Origin of the sequence: Geotalea daltonii FRC-32 (assembly GCF_000022265.1) — a bacterium.
GTDB lineage: Bacteria > Desulfobacterota > Desulfuromonadia > Geobacterales > Geobacteraceae > Geotalea > Geotalea daltonii.
Map to the genome: position 1 here is coordinate 3,548,032 of NC_011979.1, position 16,275 is coordinate 3,564,306.

12 protein-coding genes are annotated in these 16,275 nt (G+C 52.7%); 6 read left to right on the plus strand and 6 right to left on the minus strand.

Translation table 11 applies throughout. The features are described from left to right. Nucleotides 1-12: 12 nt before the first annotated feature. Nucleotides 13-1,263, minus strand: a complete 1,251-nt coding sequence (gene wecC, locus GEOB_RS16025; RefSeq protein ID WP_012648298.1) for a UDP-N-acetyl-D-mannosamine dehydrogenase — start codon at nt 1,261-1,263, stop codon at nt 13-15. Nucleotides 1,264-1,589: 326 nt separating this feature from the next. Between wecC and GEOB_RS16030 the strand changes: the two genes are divergently transcribed. The 5 genes from GEOB_RS16030 (at nt 1,590) to GEOB_RS16055 (ending at nt 5,519) form a co-directional block, all read left to right on the plus strand. After that, nucleotides 1,590-2,114 (plus strand): hypothetical protein, encoded by a 525-nt coding sequence (locus tag GEOB_RS16030; RefSeq protein WP_012648299.1) that lies wholly within the window; start codon nt 1,590-1,592, stop codon nt 2,112-2,114. Nucleotides 2,115-2,644: 530 nt separating this feature from the next. Continuing rightward, nucleotides 2,645-3,646, plus strand: a complete 1,002-nt coding sequence (locus tag GEOB_RS16040; RefSeq protein ID WP_012648301.1) for a DUF4365 domain-containing protein — start codon at nt 2,645-2,647, stop codon at nt 3,644-3,646. Nucleotides 3,647-3,716: 70 nt separating this feature from the next. Next, on the plus strand, nt 3,717-4,481 hold the full coding sequence (locus GEOB_RS16045; RefSeq protein WP_012648302.1) for a hypothetical protein: 765 nt from the start codon (nt 3,717-3,719) through the stop codon (nt 4,479-4,481). A 108-nt stretch (nt 4,482-4,589) separates the two neighbouring features. After that, on the plus strand, nt 4,590-5,027 hold the full coding sequence (locus GEOB_RS16050) for a putative signal transducing protein (RefSeq protein WP_012648303.1): 438 nt from the start codon (nt 4,590-4,592) through the stop codon (nt 5,025-5,027). Nucleotides 5,028-5,126: 99 nt separating this feature from the next. After that, complete coding sequence (locus GEOB_RS16055) at nt 5,127-5,519, plus strand: Imm50 family immunity protein (protein WP_041267173.1); 393 nt, start codon at nt 5,127-5,129, stop codon at nt 5,517-5,519. Between the two features lie 307 nt (nt 5,520-5,826). Here the strand turns inward: GEOB_RS16055 and shc are convergent, their stop codons facing one another. The 3 genes from shc to GEOB_RS16070 all read right to left on the minus strand — a co-directional run bounded on the left by shc (nt 5,827) and on the right by GEOB_RS16070 (nt 11,249). Beyond that, nucleotides 5,827-7,971, minus strand: coding sequence for a squalene--hopene cyclase (shc, locus tag GEOB_RS16060; RefSeq protein ID WP_012648305.1), 2,145 nt, complete (start codon nt 7,969-7,971; stop codon nt 5,827-5,829). Nucleotides 7,972-8,059: 88 nt separating this feature from the next. Next, entirely contained in the window at nt 8,060-8,680 is a 621-nt protein-coding gene (locus GEOB_RS16065) for a TetR/AcrR family transcriptional regulator (RefSeq protein ID WP_012648306.1), read from the minus strand. Between the two features lie 91 nt (nt 8,681-8,771). After that, on the minus strand, nt 8,772-11,249 hold the full coding sequence (locus GEOB_RS16070; RefSeq protein WP_012648307.1) for an AMP-binding protein: 2,478 nt from the start codon (nt 11,247-11,249) through the stop codon (nt 8,772-8,774). Nucleotides 11,250-11,461: 212 nt separating this feature from the next. On the opposite strand from GEOB_RS16070, the gene GEOB_RS16075 reads away from it, so the two are divergent. Then, nucleotides 11,462-12,016, plus strand: coding sequence for a hypothetical protein (locus GEOB_RS16075; RefSeq protein ID WP_012648308.1), 555 nt, complete (start codon nt 11,462-11,464; stop codon nt 12,014-12,016). A gap of 70 nt (nt 12,017-12,086) precedes the next feature. On the opposite strand, the gene GEOB_RS16080 is transcribed toward GEOB_RS16075, so the two are convergent. Then, the gene (locus GEOB_RS16080; protein WP_012648309.1) at nt 12,087-14,123 is read right to left on the minus strand and encodes an amylo-alpha-1,6-glucosidase; all 2,037 of its coding nucleotides are present in this window, start codon (nt 14,121-14,123) and stop codon (nt 12,087-12,089) included. Continuing rightward, a complete protein-coding gene (gene treZ, locus GEOB_RS16085) occupies nt 14,120-16,009 on the minus strand; it encodes a malto-oligosyltrehalose trehalohydrolase (RefSeq protein WP_041267174.1) in 1,890 nt (629 codons plus the stop codon). The genes GEOB_RS16080 and treZ overlap by 4 nt, the downstream gene beginning before the upstream one ends. Nucleotides 16,010-16,275: the final 266 nt, after the last annotated feature.

Consider the following 16,275-nt stretch of genomic DNA (forward strand, 5'->3'; position numbering starts at 1 on the left):
TGAAAACATCAATTAACGCCACACTCCACGGGTATCTATCACCACCTTCTCCTTGAGAAGTTCCTTGTCTATGGTTTTAAATTCATCGTGGTCGACCAGAACCACCAGGATGTCCGCCTCGCGCAGCACCTGGGACAGCTCATGCAGCTCCATGCCCGCCGATCCATTGCATACATTGGGTTCACAGGCCATCACCCTGCCCACTCCGCTTGAAATGAGCCCTCTGGTAATTTCCATTGCCGGCGACTCGCGCAGATCGTCGATATTGGCCTTGAAGGACAGTCCCAGGCAGCCGATAACCGGTTCCTTGAACCGCTCCGCCTTGGCCTTTATCTTGTTCATGACCCAGTGGGGCTTGTGATCGTTCACCTCCCGGGCGGTACGAATCAGCCGCGCCTCTTCCGGCGCAGCGGAAACCACGAACCACGGATCGACGGCAATGCAGTGCCCACCCACCCCCGGTCCGGGATTGAGAATATTTACACGGGGATGGCGGTTAGCCAGCTCGATCACATCCCAGACATTGACCCCCACCCGGTCGCTGATCAGCGACAGCTCGTTGGCAAAGGCAATATTCACGTCCCGAAAGGAATTTTCCACCAGCTTGGACATCTCCGCCGTCTTGCTGTCGGTGAGGAATATTGTCCCGTTGCAGAAGGTGTTGTATAAATCTCTGGCCTTTTCGGCCGAAGCCTTGTTAATGCCGCCGATGATCCGGTCATTGTCCACCAGTTCGCGGATTATGTGCCCCGGCAGCACCCTTTCCGGGCAATGGGCGATGAAGACCTGGGGGGAATGGTTGTTGGTACCCGGATGCTGCGCCAGGTCCGGCCGCAGCTGCTTGACTATCTCACCGATCGCCTCGGTGGTCCCCACCGGCGACGTGGATTCCAGAATGATGAGACTTCCTTCCCGAAGAAAAGGCGCAATGGCCCGCGTAGCGGCATCCACGTAACTCACATCCGGGATCTTCAGATGGGCCTGTTCCCCGTTTTTGAATGGAGTAGGCACGGCGATAATGAAGGTATCCGCCTCCTCGGGGACCAACGATGCCCGGAGATTGCCGCTGTTGACGGCAGAACGGACCAGGATGTCCAGATCGGGCTCGACAATGTGTATCCTGCCCGAATTGATGGTGTTGACCGCCTCCTCGTTTATGTCCACCCCCACCACCTCATGCCCCTTTGTGGCGAGCATGGAAGCAGTGGGCAAGCCAATGTAGCCAAGACCCATGACGACAATTTTCTGACGGTTCTTTTGCATAGGCACCCCATATTTAATTGGAAGTATCTAACAAAAGTTACCACCAGATCATTCATTGTAAAGTTATAACTTTTAAAACATCTTCTCGCTTCGTTCAACGTGGCAGCGCCTCATTGGGCTCTGGAGTTTATCGGAAAGATTCTGTTCATCAATAGGCTTGACCATAAGGTTTTAATTAGATTATATTTTACCGACATTCACTTCTCAGTGCTGGTCAGGGGGCCTTCTGGCGAAGCAACATATGTATTTAGATGCTTTTATATACAACCATATGCACCCACTCTAACTGGTCAATGTGTAGTTGAATCAGAAAAAGGAAAAACAGCATGGGAAACGCGGAAAAAATACCAAAAAACATCCAAGTAATCACTGCTGACGGAAGTTTGCGAATTCACTACACGTGGCTAACCATTTACACCATTAGATTTCTTCTTGCTGCGATGGTCTGGGACGGTTTTCTGCTGTGGTTTTTAGTTGCCCAAGTAGCAGACTCAAGGAATCCGACATTTCATCCAGTACTTGTTGCCCTTGGAGTTACCGGAGTGCTCATTACGTATGTGGCACTTGCACATGTCGTAAACACAACTGAAATCCGAGTTAATAAACATGACTTGGAGACAAAGGTTGGTCCGTTCCCATGGCCAGGAAATAGTATGTTCCGGGTCGATAGCATTTTGAAATTAGAATCAGGAAGAGGTACAGGGCGGCTAATGCCGAGGTGGTCCGCAAACGTGAGTGTAAATGATAGGTGCGGCGAGAAGAAAATGCTGATTACAAACCTTGCCCGAGCGGATCAAGCAGAATACATCGTTGCAATGATTTCGGAATTCCTCAGGGAATCAAGAGCATGAAGATTCAAGCAGGAAGATGCACCGATCTGACAGCCAGTGATCTCCCGGCCCGTTGTATGAAATGGAGAACAAAATGAATATACTACGAGTGCTGTCAGGTGTTGCCTTTGTTTGCCTTGGAGTAATTGTAATCAAATTTGGCGACAAAGATGTCACAAAGAGAAGTAACGAAAGAGGAGTAATTACAAGAGTTTTCTCCCATACCCACCTAAATCCAAAACTTCTTAAATTGCAGAGGTCAGTAATCAAATGGGGTTTCGGCCTCGTTGCGCTCTGGTTTGGGCTTTGGCTGATAGTCGATTTATAGGCGAAAAAAAGCAGGAGTAGGCATAAGAGGCGGAAAACAGAATTTAACCGAAAGAGGGAATTTGACAGAGGGAATTTGACAGGGGAATTTGACAGTGTCAGGTCTACACCTTGACAGAAAAGGATTAAATTAGTGTCAAGGTGTAGACCTGACACATATTCTTCCTGTTAGCATCTGAAAACCAGCGCATATGAAGTAATCCATCTCCAGCCAAGAGAATGACATGAAACTACCCTCAAGAATTAAGCAGCATAAAGCCGAGTCAGATTCCTACGCCATTTTGCTGTACAAGTTGAAAAACGTCGGCATTTTCAGAAACTTAACAGAAAATGATTATGGGATTGATTTTGAGATTGAGGTCCTTAAGGGAGATCAACTAACCGGAAGATATGTCAAAGTACAAGTAAAATCATCAGAAGATTTAAAGATAAGAAAAAAAGACAAGGTGCCAACAGTAGGAGGGATAAAGGATACAACTCTCAATTATTGGGCTGAGCTAAGCTTAAGGGTCAATGTTCTAGCGTATGCAGTTGATTTAAAAAATGAGAATATATACATCACCAAGCCCATGTTTTGGCAAGCAACCAAACTCATAGACGGATCAAAGAGAAGCAAATCAATCGAATTTCTTCCTGTGGACCAATATCACTCAGAGGTCGCTGGCGCATTAACATATGCATTTGCACTTGCTCCTACCGCATCTGACATTATTCACAATCACAAAGTAGCATTAAAGCACCTTATGGAGTTCATAGAGTTTTACGTAGGCACTTTCCATTATGATATCCATCTACCAACAGATGAACCCGACGTCTTTCGATCATTCCTGGATGTATGCCGGATACTAATGTGGGACATGAGATATGACAAGTCTGCCGAACTCTCAGAAGAGGAGCAAAAATGCTTACTTAGATACGAGTATTGGGCCAAGCAGGGAAACCTCATTTATGACGAAATTCCTCATTATGTTCTACAGAAGCCTATGAAGTTTTTAATGCCTCTCTTTATCAAGTCGGTAAAACGTTACAACACAAGGGTTTTAGATGCCAGATACTACTGGTTATATAATGACTGTAATTACCTTCGGCTTGTATATGAATGTGTAATGCCTGAAGATCTTGATTCCCATGAAGGAATTATGAGATGGGGGTATGATCTTCGTATTAACGGCATCAAAAAACCAGCTGACTTTTACATGTTTCTAGCTGAAACTAAGAAATGCTAACAATCGGCGGCAGACGGTCTTCGCTGACGTTCCGCCGCTGCGCCGAAGCCCCGTTGGCACAGGAGAAATAATGTCAGATCTGAATTCAAATATTACCAATCGTATCTCTCAGCTACTTGGCGCTCTTTTTATATTATTGGCAGTGTCAGCACTGATAGCTGCACTAAATGAAGGTGTATGGCATGAGTTGGGCATGAGCCTTGTCGGCGGCCTTATAGTGTTATTTATAGCAGTGTTTATAGCTGACCAACTGATGCAGAAATATAACGAAGAAAAATTCAATCCTCACCGAGATTATGTTTTTGCGATAGTTCAGAAGGCAATAACGGAGTGTTATTTACGAGTTATTCCCCCAATGAAAAAATCAGAGTTACATCATGCAGAATTTGGTAAGTATTCCTCGGGTTATTATGATTTGCCAAGTTTAAATGGCACGTACAGAGAGCATATTCAGGAAACTCTTCGAATCTCGTCCCAAAACCTTGACGGCTTCGTCAAAGCTGTTGATATTTCCCGAGCCTCTTTGGATGTGTTTTTTGAAAAAACAAAGGAAATTAGTCACCACTTTTTTACAATATTAGACCCAGAATTACTCGAATATTTATTGCGTCTAGAAGATGCCCATAACGAATTAGATATAGCTGTTATGGACTCCGGCATTAGCTTAGATACAAAGGTATCACTGTATTCGTTTTCTTTTATGAACACATTAATTGAAATGCATAAGCTCCAACAACTACTCTTGTCCAGGGCCACAAAACGCTTAACAATGGAAGAATGGAAAAGAGATATTAGTGCTAAAGTGGACAGGTATACAGCATTGTGTGGGAAATAGTGGGGCAACGCGAAAATGATGTGCCAACAGGCCCTAGGACACCGACCAGGGTTGAAAATCGCCCCAGTGCGGGTCAAGGGCGCAACCCGTTGTGCGAAGGGAACTTTAATGCGTAAGAAAGTTAGAAAAGAATTGGATGACAAGTCTCGGCAGTGCAGAGAAGCGAGCACTTCAACAATATTAAAGCCTACGGTCGTCGTCGAAACGACCGATGCTTACGAATTTACTGCTGCAATTAAGTTGCTGGAAAAAGAAGGAATACCATTTTGTACAGAGAAAGAGTACACGGACGATCTTGTTGAAGGCAGGAGCTTTCTTGGTCCGTATGCATGGAAGATAATTGTTGAGGACGAGCTGCGGCAGAAGGCAACCAGATTAATAGACGAAGGTGGAGTTAGCGTAGTCATTGACGCTCCAGATGAAGGTGACGAAACCACGATTGAACGAGGGTTGGGAAAAAAAGATACTTCATATTGGATTGCAATCTTTTACTGCGGTCTAGGTTTGCTATCGCTTGGAATGCTTCTGAAAAATCTCTTTGACTGAAATCCGAAAGCACAACCAGGCGGCGGCACACAGACGCTAACGCGTTGGTGCGCCCCCGAACCGTTATGCCGCCCAAAAAGACAGAAAGGCGAAAAAAACATGTGGTACCAGTTCTGCGAAAACCCACGCTCGATCACAGAGATCTTTGGTAATGAACCTGTAGGCAATCCGGTTGAAATACACAGCGTCCGACTTCATCAAGATGGTCCATTGATTCAGCTTCAAATCGAACTGCCGACGTTCCCGGAGAAACAACAACCACGATGGCCTATTGGTGCAAACACACTTCAGGTTGAACTCGATCTCTGGGGAGTAACCAGCTTTGAGCAGGTTGGCTGGGGAACGAGCAATATAGGAGTGCTGAGTCTTGAAAGAGAGGATGCTCTCAAATTCACATTTGTATCTAACCATTCAAAGTTCAGTGGAAGCTGCATTGTGGCTCGTATTGGCAAGGTGAGTGCTTATATCAACGGTAGTAAAGAGAAGGTATAACATCGACGCAGACTCTGACGCGGCGAACAACGCCGCGCAGGTCACGCCGCGACACGTTGGTCGGGCTCTGAGCCAAATTTGGTAGTGTCACAAATTTGGTAGCAAATTTGGTAGTGTCATAGCAAATTTGGTAGTGTCAGGTCTACACCTTGACAGAAAAGGATTAAATTAGTGTCAAGGTGTAGACCTGACACATATTCTTCCTCCTGACACATATTCTTCCTCCCATATTCTTCCTCCATATTCTTACTCAGAAATATTCATCCATCTTGTCGCATGTCAAGGCAGCCCCCTTAGAACTTATTTCCTACACCATTAGGCATTGTCTGAATTGTTTTTCCCGTACCTTTTCCTGAACCGTAGCCGTGCCGTTTATGTACCTGGAATAGACCGCTAGCGCCCAGACCGGGAAGAACAGGCTGTAACCGTGGTAGCGCAAGTAGAATACCCGCGGGAAACCGGTGCCGGTAAATTGCTTCTCGTTCCAGCCGTTGCAGTAGCTTTCCGTCAAATATCGTACACCGTTCCTGACGGCGCTGTGACGCCACTCACCGGCCGCCATCAGCGCCATCAGCGCCCATGATGTCTGTGAGGCGGTGCTGGCGCCGCTTCCGGCCAGGGATGGATCATCATAGCTCGCGCAGGTTTCCCCCCAGCCGCCGTCGCTGTTCTGGCAGGAGATCAGCCACTCCACCGCTTTTCTCACATACGGGGCATCCATGTTCTCACCGGCCTGGTGCAACCCGGAAAGTACCGACCAGGTGCCATAGATGTAATTGACACCCCATCGTCCGAACCAGCCGCCAAACGGCTCCTGCTCCTTCTTCAAATAGGCGATGCCGCGGGCAATCGGTGGGTAATCAGGGCCGTGCCCCAGCATCCCCATCATCTCTATACATCTGCCGGTCAGATCGGCGGTGCTGGGATCCAGCAAGGCCCCGTGGTCGGCAAAGGGGATATCGTTCAGGTAGAAATAGTCGTTATCCACATCAAAGGCCCCCCAACCGCCGTCCGTGCTTTGCATCCCCTGCACCCACCTGATCGCCCGTTCAATCTTTTCACGATATTCCGGTTTTTCCAGCGCCCCGGCACGGAACAGGCTCATCAGTACTTTTGCTGTATCATCCACATCGGGATAGCGGCTGTTTTCGTACTGGAAGGCCCACCCTCCCGACTCCAGCCCCGGACATTTCTCCGACCAGTCTCCCGGTGTGGCAATCTGCTGGCTGAACAGCCATTTGATGGCCCTGTCCGTTACTCCCGAGTTGTTTTCGGCATAACCTGACTCACACAGGGCCGACAGACTCATGCAGGTGTCCCAGATGGGGGAGTTGCAGGGCTGACAGAAACTGAACTCCGTGTTGCCGGCTGTATCGGTCAGGTAGGTTGGAGATAGTTCAGGCGCTGCTGAAGAGTTGTCTATGGCAATGCCGCCACTGTCATCATCCATGGGGATGGTGCCTGTCTTCAGATTGCGGTGCACCATCAGGTTATCGACCGCCTCCAGGCCGCGCAAATAATCGGCATCGTCATCGCTGCACCCCAGCGTCTTCAGGGCCATGACTGCATTGGCCATAGCCGGGTAGATGGCGCCAATGCCGCCGTCTCCCTGCATTCTGGCCCGTGTCCAGCGTTCAGCCTCGGCCAGGGCATGTTGTTTGATCCGGCCGGGGACCAGGTGCATGGTGCGTTTCAGCACCCGGTCCAGGGCGATGAAGACGTTTTTGCGCCAGGCATGGTGACGGAACTTATCCAGATGGACCAGCATGTCCGGCGGAGTGGTGAACAACTCGGTGATCCCCTCGTTGTATTGCAGACGGCAGATCGGTTGTGTAGCGTAAAGGATAAGTAGCGGCACAATTACAGTCCGTGACCAGTAGGCTACCTTGTTCAGGTGAAAGAAAAACCAGCGCGGCAGCAGCATGATCTCGATCGGCATGGCCGGTGCGGTATGCCACGGGATCTGACCGAAGGTAGCCAGGGTGATGCGGGTGAATACGTTGCACTTGGCCGCCCCGCCGAGGGAGAGAATCAGCTGGCGCGCCCTGACCATATGGGGAGCGTTCTTGTCGTGCCCCAGCAGCTTGAGGGCAAAATAGGCCTTAACGCTGGCACTGATATTGACATTGCCGTCAACGGCATACAGCGGCCAGCCGCCGTCAGGCAGCTGGCGCTCCTGCATGTAGGCGGCCAGCCGCTCGGAAATCTCCGGATCGATCTCACGGCCGATAAAGCGCTGCAGCATCACGTACTCCGCAGGGATGGTCACATCCGCCTCCAGGTCAAAGACCCAGTGTCCGTCGTCCTGCTGCTGCCCGGCCAGCTGTGAAGCAGCCACACTGGTCACTTTTTCCAGATCGGCAGCGTCCATGATGGCGCAGGTTTCGCTCCCCCTGGCTTGGGTGGTTTTGCCCCCCTCGATCACACTGAAAGTACCTTTATGCTTATTCATGTTTTTCCTCCATAACGCCAAACATTTACATTAACACTGTTAAGTAAAGTAATAAAAAAAACTGCCTGCGCGCAGCGTTGTCGTCGTTTCAGGGGTGATCCGCCCGATAGCCCGAGAATATCCCGTCCAGCATCATCTCTGTCATAATGGCCGGGTCCGGCATGGGGAAATCCTTGGTAAAGATTGTACTGGTAACCAGTCCGTGCATGGCGCTCCACAATACTGTAGAGAGAGTGTAGCAATCCAGGTGGCGGAAATAGCCACTCTTGATGCAGTTGTCGACCAGTTCGCAGAACTGCTTCCAGCAGCGCAGTGACATGGTGTCGCGGGAAAGGTAATCCTCCGGCTTGCCGTACAGCTGCGGGTTGGAAAAGAAGACCACTTTGTACAGTTCAGGATGCTTCAGACTGTAGCTGACATAACAGAGAAAGGCCTGGCGCAGGTGCTGCTCCGGTGGGGCGTCTGCGATCATGCCCTGCAGCTGCTCCTGCAGAAGGTTCGCATAGAAGTTTTCGCAGATGTGCAGCAGCAGGTCGTCCTTGTCGCGAAAATAGAGGTAGATCGTGGTGGGAGAGTACTCAATGCGCGACGCCAGCTTGCGCATGGAAAACCCGTTATAACCCTCCTGTACAAACAAAGCCAGTGCCGCTTCCAGGATCTCGGCCTTGAATTCGTTCTTATGTCTTTGTCTGCGTTCTTTTAACCCCATACTTAACACCGTTAATTTCAGTTTTTAGATTAATAGCAGTTGCGGAGAGATTATTCAAGACGTTTGTTGTCTGCCGGTGCACGCCCCGCCTTCACAGCCTCTCCACCGCCCCCCGCGCCAGCTCCACAATCGTATCCGGTTCCTCCCGGCTCAAGTAAAGGGGGCTGCCGAAGGTTACCGTCACCCTTCCCCGTTTGGGCCAGCTTGCTCCCCGGGGCAGAACCTTCTCGACCCCCTCGATCTTCACCGGTACTACCGGTATGTCCAGTTCCTTGACCATGATCCCCAGCCCCCGCTGGAACGGCAGCAGTCGGCCGTCAATGGAGCGTTCCCCTTCCGGGAAGATGAGGATGTTGTGGCCGGAGTCCACGAGCCTGCCCATGAAGCGGAAGGATTTGCGGAAACCGCTGCTCTGGGGCAAGGGAAAGACATTGTGAAAGAAGGTGGCATATTCGTAGGTGAGCCGTTTCCAGAGCCACTGCAGGGCGTTGTGGTAATTGCGGAAGAAGAACTCCTCCCAGGCAGCGGTTGCGGTGTTGTAGCGGATCTCCCGGGGCAGGGCGAACATGATCGCCGACTGGTCGATGTAGCTCAGGTGGTTGGAAACGAAGAAGACTGGCCCATTTATCTCTGCCAGCCTTTCCCGGCCCCGCGCCTCAATTGTGGCCATACTGCGGAAAAGAGGATAGGTGAAAACCGCATCCCAAACCATGCGCAGTGCCCTGACCGGCTTCGAGTTGGTCCAGAAGCGGAAATGATTTTTGCCATCGACTTTCTCCCGTTTCTCGATGATGCGGCGGAGCTCCTGCACCCTGGTCTCCGGGCCGATGACGGAATCCTCCAGGTCCAGGCGGAATTCCTGCTCCAGGTAGTTGACCAGCTCCAGCCTGGCGATGGATGTGAGCCCCAGATCGGCTACCAGCCTTGACTCCTCCTTCACCTCGTCAACACCGGCTCCCGTTACCCGGGCGATCAAAGTGATCAGCCGGTCAGCCGCGGCGCCCGCACCTGTCCCCTTTTCTCCTTTTTGCAGCTTTTCCTTGACCTGGAATTTCCTGATCTTCAGGGTTGTTGTTTTGGGAAATTCCGCCTCTGGCCAGACGGAGAAGCCGGTTACCTGGTGCAGGGAGTCGAGCCGCTTGTTGACCTCAGCGACGATTTCTTCCGGCTTTCTGCCGCTGCCGTCCAAAAGCAGCACGGCATGGACCTCCTCGCCCCCTCCCCTGTCCATGCCGATGACGCACGATTCACGCACACCCTTGGTCCGGTTGAAGATATCCTCGATCTCGTCCGGATAGACATTGATCCCGGCGCCGGTGACGATGAGCTCCTTGGCCCGTCCCTTGATGGTCAGCCAGCCGTCTGCCGAGACTTCCCCCATGTCCCCGGTGCGGAACCGGCCGTCGGCGGTGAACGCCTCCCGCGTTGCCGCCTCGTTGCGGTAATAACCGGGGGTGATGTTCTTTCCCCTGGCGAGGATCTCGTTGTCCTCGATGGTGATCTCTATACCGGGAAGAGCTTTCCCCACCGCTCCCGCCACCTGCTTGTCCATGGTGTTGGCGGCCAGAACCGGCGAGCATTCCGTAAGGCCGTAGCCTTCGACAACCCTGAACCCCAGGTTCTGCCAGAATAGGAAGACATCCAGGGAGAGGGGTGCCCCTCCTGAGACGAAGAGGCTGAAGTGGCGGCCGAATTTGCGCTGGATCGGGAAAAAGAGCAGCTTCCGCGCCCCCGGGGAGAGCGCCTCCCCCTTTTTCATCAGGAATCTGAAGAGATTACCGAGCCCCTTCTCATCCAATTCCCGTTCCATGGAGCTCTTCAATAGCTGGAGCAACCGGGGAACGGCGATCATGGCATAGATGTCCTCTTCCCCAAGCGCCTCCATGATGGCCGATGGCTTCAAGGTCCGCAAGTAGACGATGGTGGAGCCGTTGTAAAGCGGGGTAAAGAATCCCCCCATCTGCTCGAACATGTGGGAAAGCGGCAACAGCGAGAGAAAGTTGAATTGTGAGGTTACAACAGGGATGTGCTCATTCACCTGAATAATATTGGCCATCAGATTGCCGTGGGTGAGGATGACCCCCTTCGGATTCCCTGTCGTACCGGAAGTGTAGATAAGTTCGGCAACATCGTCGGTCGCCGGCCTGGCAATTTCAGCGAACGGTTCAAGACCGGCAAGATCGTATTCCAGGTCCTCCAGCAGAATGGATGATGCATGGTTCAGAGGCTCGATCTTGAAGCGGCTCTGGATGACGACTTTGGCCTCGGTAAGTCCGGCAATGGTCTCAGCCCGCTCCCTTTCCGACATGAAATCGACGGGTACCGCTACAGCTCCGCGAACAATGGCTCCCCAGAATGCCACAGCCCACCACGGAGAGTTCGGTCCCCAGATCAGCACCCGGTCCCCGGTTGCCACACCCCGGTCAGCCAGCAGGCGGGCCATTTTTCCGGAAAGCAGGTGAAACTCCTGGTAAGAGAAGATGAACCTGCGGACGCCGGTTCTGTTGACGAAGGCGGTATCCTTTCCTCTTGCGGGGAATGTCTCAAAAAGATCGATCAAGGTCTGCATGCAATTTCCTTTTCCCGGCTTACCTGAAAATGTCGCTTTTTTCCTGACAGTATATGGCGGTCGCCACCCAACGCAAGAAGATATTATGGGGGTCCCTGCTGCAATTAATTATTTTAAATTTGAACATCTTAACCCGGATGATATAGTTTCATCTATAGCTCTGCGCTACCTTTACATGTGCGCATAAACAAACAGAAAGAGGAGGAACAACGATGAAGAATGTAAAACGTATGGTTTTTACCGCTGCAGCGTTGATTGCTCTATCGGGATTTGCTTTCAGCGCAAGTACCAGCGGTAGCAGTATGGGCAGCTCTTCCGGTTCAGACAGTTCATCCGGCATGACCGGCAGCGGTTCTGGCGGATCGACAACCGGTTCTTACGGCAGTGACACCGGCAGCGGCATGGGTGGCTCGACCGGTGGGTCGACAAGTGATACATACGGTACTGGTTCGGGCACAGGTGGCTCCACTAGTGACACTTATGGGACCGGCACCGGTGGTTCGACCAGTGATACTTATGACACCGGTACTGGCGGAGCAACTGGCGGCACATTTGGAACGTATACCGGCGCAGGCACAGGTGGTTCCACTGGCGGCACTTATGGATCGGATACGGAAATGGGGACCGGCGGCTCCATGGGTGGCACCTATGGCACAGGCACCGGCGGAAGAAGTAGCGACATGGAGAAAGGGAAATCCGGTCACATGGGAACCATGGGTTCATACACCAGTTCGAGCCGCGGACACATGGGTACCAAAGGCTACTGATTTTCTACACGGATCCACATGAAAAATGGCCTGCTTATGCAGGCCATTTCTTTTTTCCGGCAATGAGTCATCATCCGGTCTTCAACCAACATCTGAGCATCTCCGCCACGCTCCACGCCTGTGCCACGCACCCCCGCGGCGAATAGGGCTCTTCCGCATCGAACACCTCATTGATGCTGCCGACACATTTCTGATTCAGCTGGTCTTCCAGCCCTTCCAGGAACCCCCTTGCTTCCGCCTTGCCTTCCGGATGCTGCCGCAGCCAGGCATCGACGAACGGCCCCAGAAGCCAGGGCCAGACCGTCCCCTGATGATAGGCTGCATCCCTGGACCGCAGATCGCCGAAATATTTTTCCTTGTAATCTGGGTGCCCGGGGGCCAGCGTCCTCAAACCCACCGGCGTCAGCAAACGCTCTTTGACGACGGACAGGACCCTCTCCCATCGGGATGGTTCCAGCACCGGATAACGCAGTGACATGGCAAATATCTGATTGGGGCGACAGGCCGGGTCGTCTCCCCGTTCACCATCCACAACATCATAAAGGTACCCCCCCTCCTCGTACCAGAAACGTTTGTTGAAGGAGCGGCTCGTCTGGTCGGCGAGGGAACCAATCTGAGCCGCAAGCTTTTCGTCGGCCTCCTCACGGCTCCATTTCTCCAGAAGCCGCAGCGCATTGTACCAGAGGGCATTGATTTCCACCGCTTTGCCCCGCCGAGGGGTAACGACCCAGTCGGCCACCTTTGCATCCATCCAGGTCAGCTGGTAACCTTCGGCACCCTGCCACAGCAGGCTATCCGCCGGGTCGATGCCGATACCGAAACGTGTTCCTGCCAGATGCCGGTCTATTATTTCCTTCAGTTTGGGCAGGATCAACACCAGTGTCGCCCGGTCCCTGGTGACTTCCACATAACGGTCCAGGGCATGGAAGAACCACAGGGTCGCATCGGCGGTGTGATAGAGCCCTTCCGTCTTCCCTTCGGGGAACATGTTTGGAATGAGGCCGTCGCGGATATAATGGGAAAAGGTCCTGAGAATCCAGCCCGCTTCATTGATCCGCCCGGTGCAGAGGGTGAGACCCTCAAGGGAAATCATGGTGTCCCTGCCCCAGTCGGTGAACCAGTGGTAGCCCGCTATGACCGTGCGAATCTCATCTCCCATGGCATTGGCACGGACATAATCCTCCACTCTTCCGGTTGGAGAGATAATGAACTGATCGGCGGCAAAGACCAGTTCGGCCGGCAAGCCTGACCGTGCCCCCGGATCGGCGGCAGCCAAAAGCAGACGCCGGCGCTCCTTCTCCAATCTGAAGGCTTCACTGGGGGACAAGGCAGCGATGGTTTCCCATTTTTCCGTGGAAGCGACGAGGGTGGCATCTTCTCCCCTGGCCAGATCGATGGCAAAATAGCCGGGACTCCAGAGATCTCCTCCGTCTTCATAGCCACGGTTGTGCTCGATGCGGTAAAAGATATCCGGAATGGTCTTTTCTTCCAGGGTAAAGGTCCCGTGCAGCCCGTGGAGCACCAGGCGAAGCTGTGGCGACCTTCTGCCGGAGGATATCTGGTAGCGGTTTTCCACTGCCGAGAAAACATAGGAATCAATGGCGGGGGTGTTAACCGGCGCATCGTGGGGGCGGAAATGGACCGTCGGCTGCAGCTTGAGCCGTACCTTCTGCTCCCCCTCGAGCATCTTGTAGTTCACATGAACCGTATTCTGCTTGTGCAGAAGGAATATCCTCTTTTCGATGACTGCGCCGTTGATGTGGTATTGCCACACCGGCAGCCCGTCTTCCAGGACGAATGAGAAGAGGTTTTCGGAACCGAACAGCTCCACTGAACCGTCCCCACGCTCGTTACCTCCCAGCATGACGACGCTTCCGTCTTCGAACCTGATCCGTTCCGTAACCTTGCTGAAAACCATATTGCGACCCATTGGGGTTGGATAGGCGGCAACGAGCAGGCCATGATAGCGGCGGGTCAGGGCACCGCTCACCGTCCCGGAGGCATAGCCGCCAAGGCCGTTCGTCACCAGCCATTCCCTTTTCAGCAGCACTTGATCGCGGGTCATGTTCGGCCCGGTAAAAGGCATCTCCCTGCGTATTGATGTCATGATCCTCCTCCGTTGGGGGCCGGAGCCAGCACTACTGCGGCATGGCCCAGAATTCTCCAGAAATTTTCCGTCTCCGGCTCAGGATACCCGGAGCCGCCATACTCGGGCTTTTCGCTGGACCAGGCCACCTTCCACACGCCACCCTGGGGTGGTGCCAGCAGCGGTTCAGGCGCCGGCCTCAACCGCAATTCCCGCCCGAGATTCACCAGCAGCAGCCTTTCATCATCATTATGAAAAAAACGAATGACAAAACCCTCTGCACCAAGGACAGCCCCGTCAATGAAAGAAGATGCACCGGCACTGAAAACCGGGTCTTCCCGCCTCAGCCTGATAAGATCCCGGTGCATGGTGTAGATCCTGTCATGTTTCTGCCTTTCCTCCAGATTGAGCCGTGATCTCTCGAAAGTGTTCATGGCTGCCGGACTGTCCAGACTGTCGATTATCTCCTGGGAGGCAACATTGGTGAACTGGCTGAGAAATTCCACCCTCCCCTTGCGCACCATGTTTGCAACCTCTGCGCAGAGGTCGGCGAAGTATAGAAACGGGGTCGAAGCGGCAAATTCCTGCCCCTGAAAAAGCATCGGCGTACTGGGCGCCAGGAGCAGTAATGCGGTGATGGCCCGGTAGCTGCCGGGGCTCGTCAACTGGTGGATGCGGAATCCCCAGGCAGAGTTGGCGATCTGATCATGGTTCTGGATGAAGTTGACAAAACAGGATCGCTTCACCCCCCTGGTGGAGCTGCCACGACGCTTGCCCTGCCAGAAATAACGCTGGCCCTGGTACAGGTACCCGTATTTCACTGCCGATACCAGTTCCTGGGAGGTCCCCAGATATTCGCTGTAATAGGCCTCATTGTACCCGGTGACGGCCGCATGGGCAGTGTGATGAAAGTCATCGTTCCAGACCACATCGAAACCATAGCCTCCCTGCTCGGGTGGTTGCAGACATTTAATCTGCTGGGGCTCGTTTTCCCCCACCAGGAATATGGATTTTTCTCCGGCTGTCTTTCGCACCTTTTCGTTGATGCAGGCAATGATATGCCGGGGAGAAGCATCATAGATCTGCTGGGTGGCATCGACGCGCAAACCGTCCAGGTGGAACTCGTCGATCCAATAGGCAGCATTGGCCATGAAAAATTCCCTGACCGGACCGGCCCCATCGCCATCGAAATTGACAGCCTCGCCCCATTCATTCCGGTACCGGTCGGTGAAATAATGATCGGAAAACTGCTTCAGGTAGTTTCCCTCAGGGCCCAGATGGTTATAGACAACATCCAGAATTACTCCTATTCCGCAGGCGTGGGCCGTATCCACGAAAGACCTCAGGTCGTCGGGACACCCGTATAATCTGGTCGGAGCAAAAAGGTCGACGCCATCATAGCCCCAGCCGAACTTGCCCGGAAACTCCGCCACCGGCATTAGCTCCACGACGGTAATTCCCAGCTGGGCAAGCTCCGAAAGCTCTTTTGCCGCCCCTTGCCAGGTACCATCTCTGGAAAAAGTGCCGATGTGCATTTCATAGACGACGTTGCCCTCTTTGCCTATGCCGCGCCAATGGGAGTCGGTCCAGTTGAAGCTTGGATCGATGATGCAAGAAGGTCCGTGGGGTCCGGAAGGCTGAAAACGCGAGGCGGGATCGGGAAAAGCAACGCTGCTGTCAAGACGATAGCGATAAAGCCAGCCAGACATTGCGTCCCGGCAAAACCCGGAGAAATATCCGCCCGCCTCGGCGGTGAGCCTGAAAGAGAAACTTTCACCCTGTTCTCCGTCAAGACTCCCCTCCATCAGGACTTCCACAGTTTTCCGTTTCGGTGCCCAGACGCGAAAGTGGACACCTCCATGGGCCATGACATCAGCTCCAATGGGCAGTCTTCTGGCACCGATCATGCGGCCCCCCCCACAAATAAATGTATTTTAATATTACCATACTCCAGCCATAAAAAAATTATTTGACACTAATGCCAGCACTGTTAATATTAGTATTGTTTAATTACCTTCAATTCATTACAAATGGCCCCTCCCTACGAGGAGGGACAGGAATGGGGGGGTGAAACTCTACCATCACTTCCTTCTGCTTCACCCTCCCCCTCGCCCCCTCCCGCTTCTGGAGGGGGTATAAAAACTTCGGCAGGCAGAAAATCCCTAACCGCCAA

Bases quoted from the DNA above. Each gene is read 5' to 3' on its own strand.
- treZ (WP_041267174.1), bottom strand. From the start codon at position 16,009: ATGATCGGTGCCAGAAGACTGCCCATTGGAGCTGATGTCATGGCCCAT.
- GEOB_RS16075 (WP_012648308.1), top strand. From the start codon at position 11,462: ATGAAGAATGTAAAACGTATGGTTTTTACCGCTGCAGCGTTGATTGCT.
- GEOB_RS16030 (WP_012648299.1), top strand. From the start codon at position 1,590: ATGGGAAACGCGGAAAAAATACCAAAAAACATCCAAGTAATCACTGCT.
- GEOB_RS16040 (WP_012648301.1), top strand. From the start codon at position 2,645: ATGAAACTACCCTCAAGAATTAAGCAGCATAAAGCCGAGTCAGATTCC.
- GEOB_RS16080 (WP_012648309.1), bottom strand. From the start codon at position 14,123: ATGACATCAATACGCAGGGAGATGCCTTTTACCGGGCCGAACATGACC.
- GEOB_RS16065 (WP_012648306.1), bottom strand. From the start codon at position 8,680: ATGGGGTTAAAAGAACGCAGACAAAGACATAAGAACGAATTCAAGGCC.
- GEOB_RS16050 (WP_012648303.1), top strand. From the start codon at position 4,590: ATGCGTAAGAAAGTTAGAAAAGAATTGGATGACAAGTCTCGGCAGTGC.
- GEOB_RS16045 (WP_012648302.1), top strand. From the start codon at position 3,717: ATGTCAGATCTGAATTCAAATATTACCAATCGTATCTCTCAGCTACTT.
- GEOB_RS16070 (WP_012648307.1), bottom strand. From the start codon at position 11,249: ATGCAGACCTTGATCGATCTTTTTGAGACATTCCCCGCAAGAGGAAAG.
- GEOB_RS16055 (WP_041267173.1), top strand. From the start codon at position 5,127: ATGTGGTACCAGTTCTGCGAAAACCCACGCTCGATCACAGAGATCTTT.
- wecC (WP_012648298.1), bottom strand. From the start codon at position 1,263: ATGCAAAAGAACCGTCAGAAAATTGTCGTCATGGGTCTTGGCTACATT.
- shc (WP_012648305.1), bottom strand. From the start codon at position 7,971: ATGAATAAGCATAAAGGTACTTTCAGTGTGATCGAGGGGGGCAAAACC.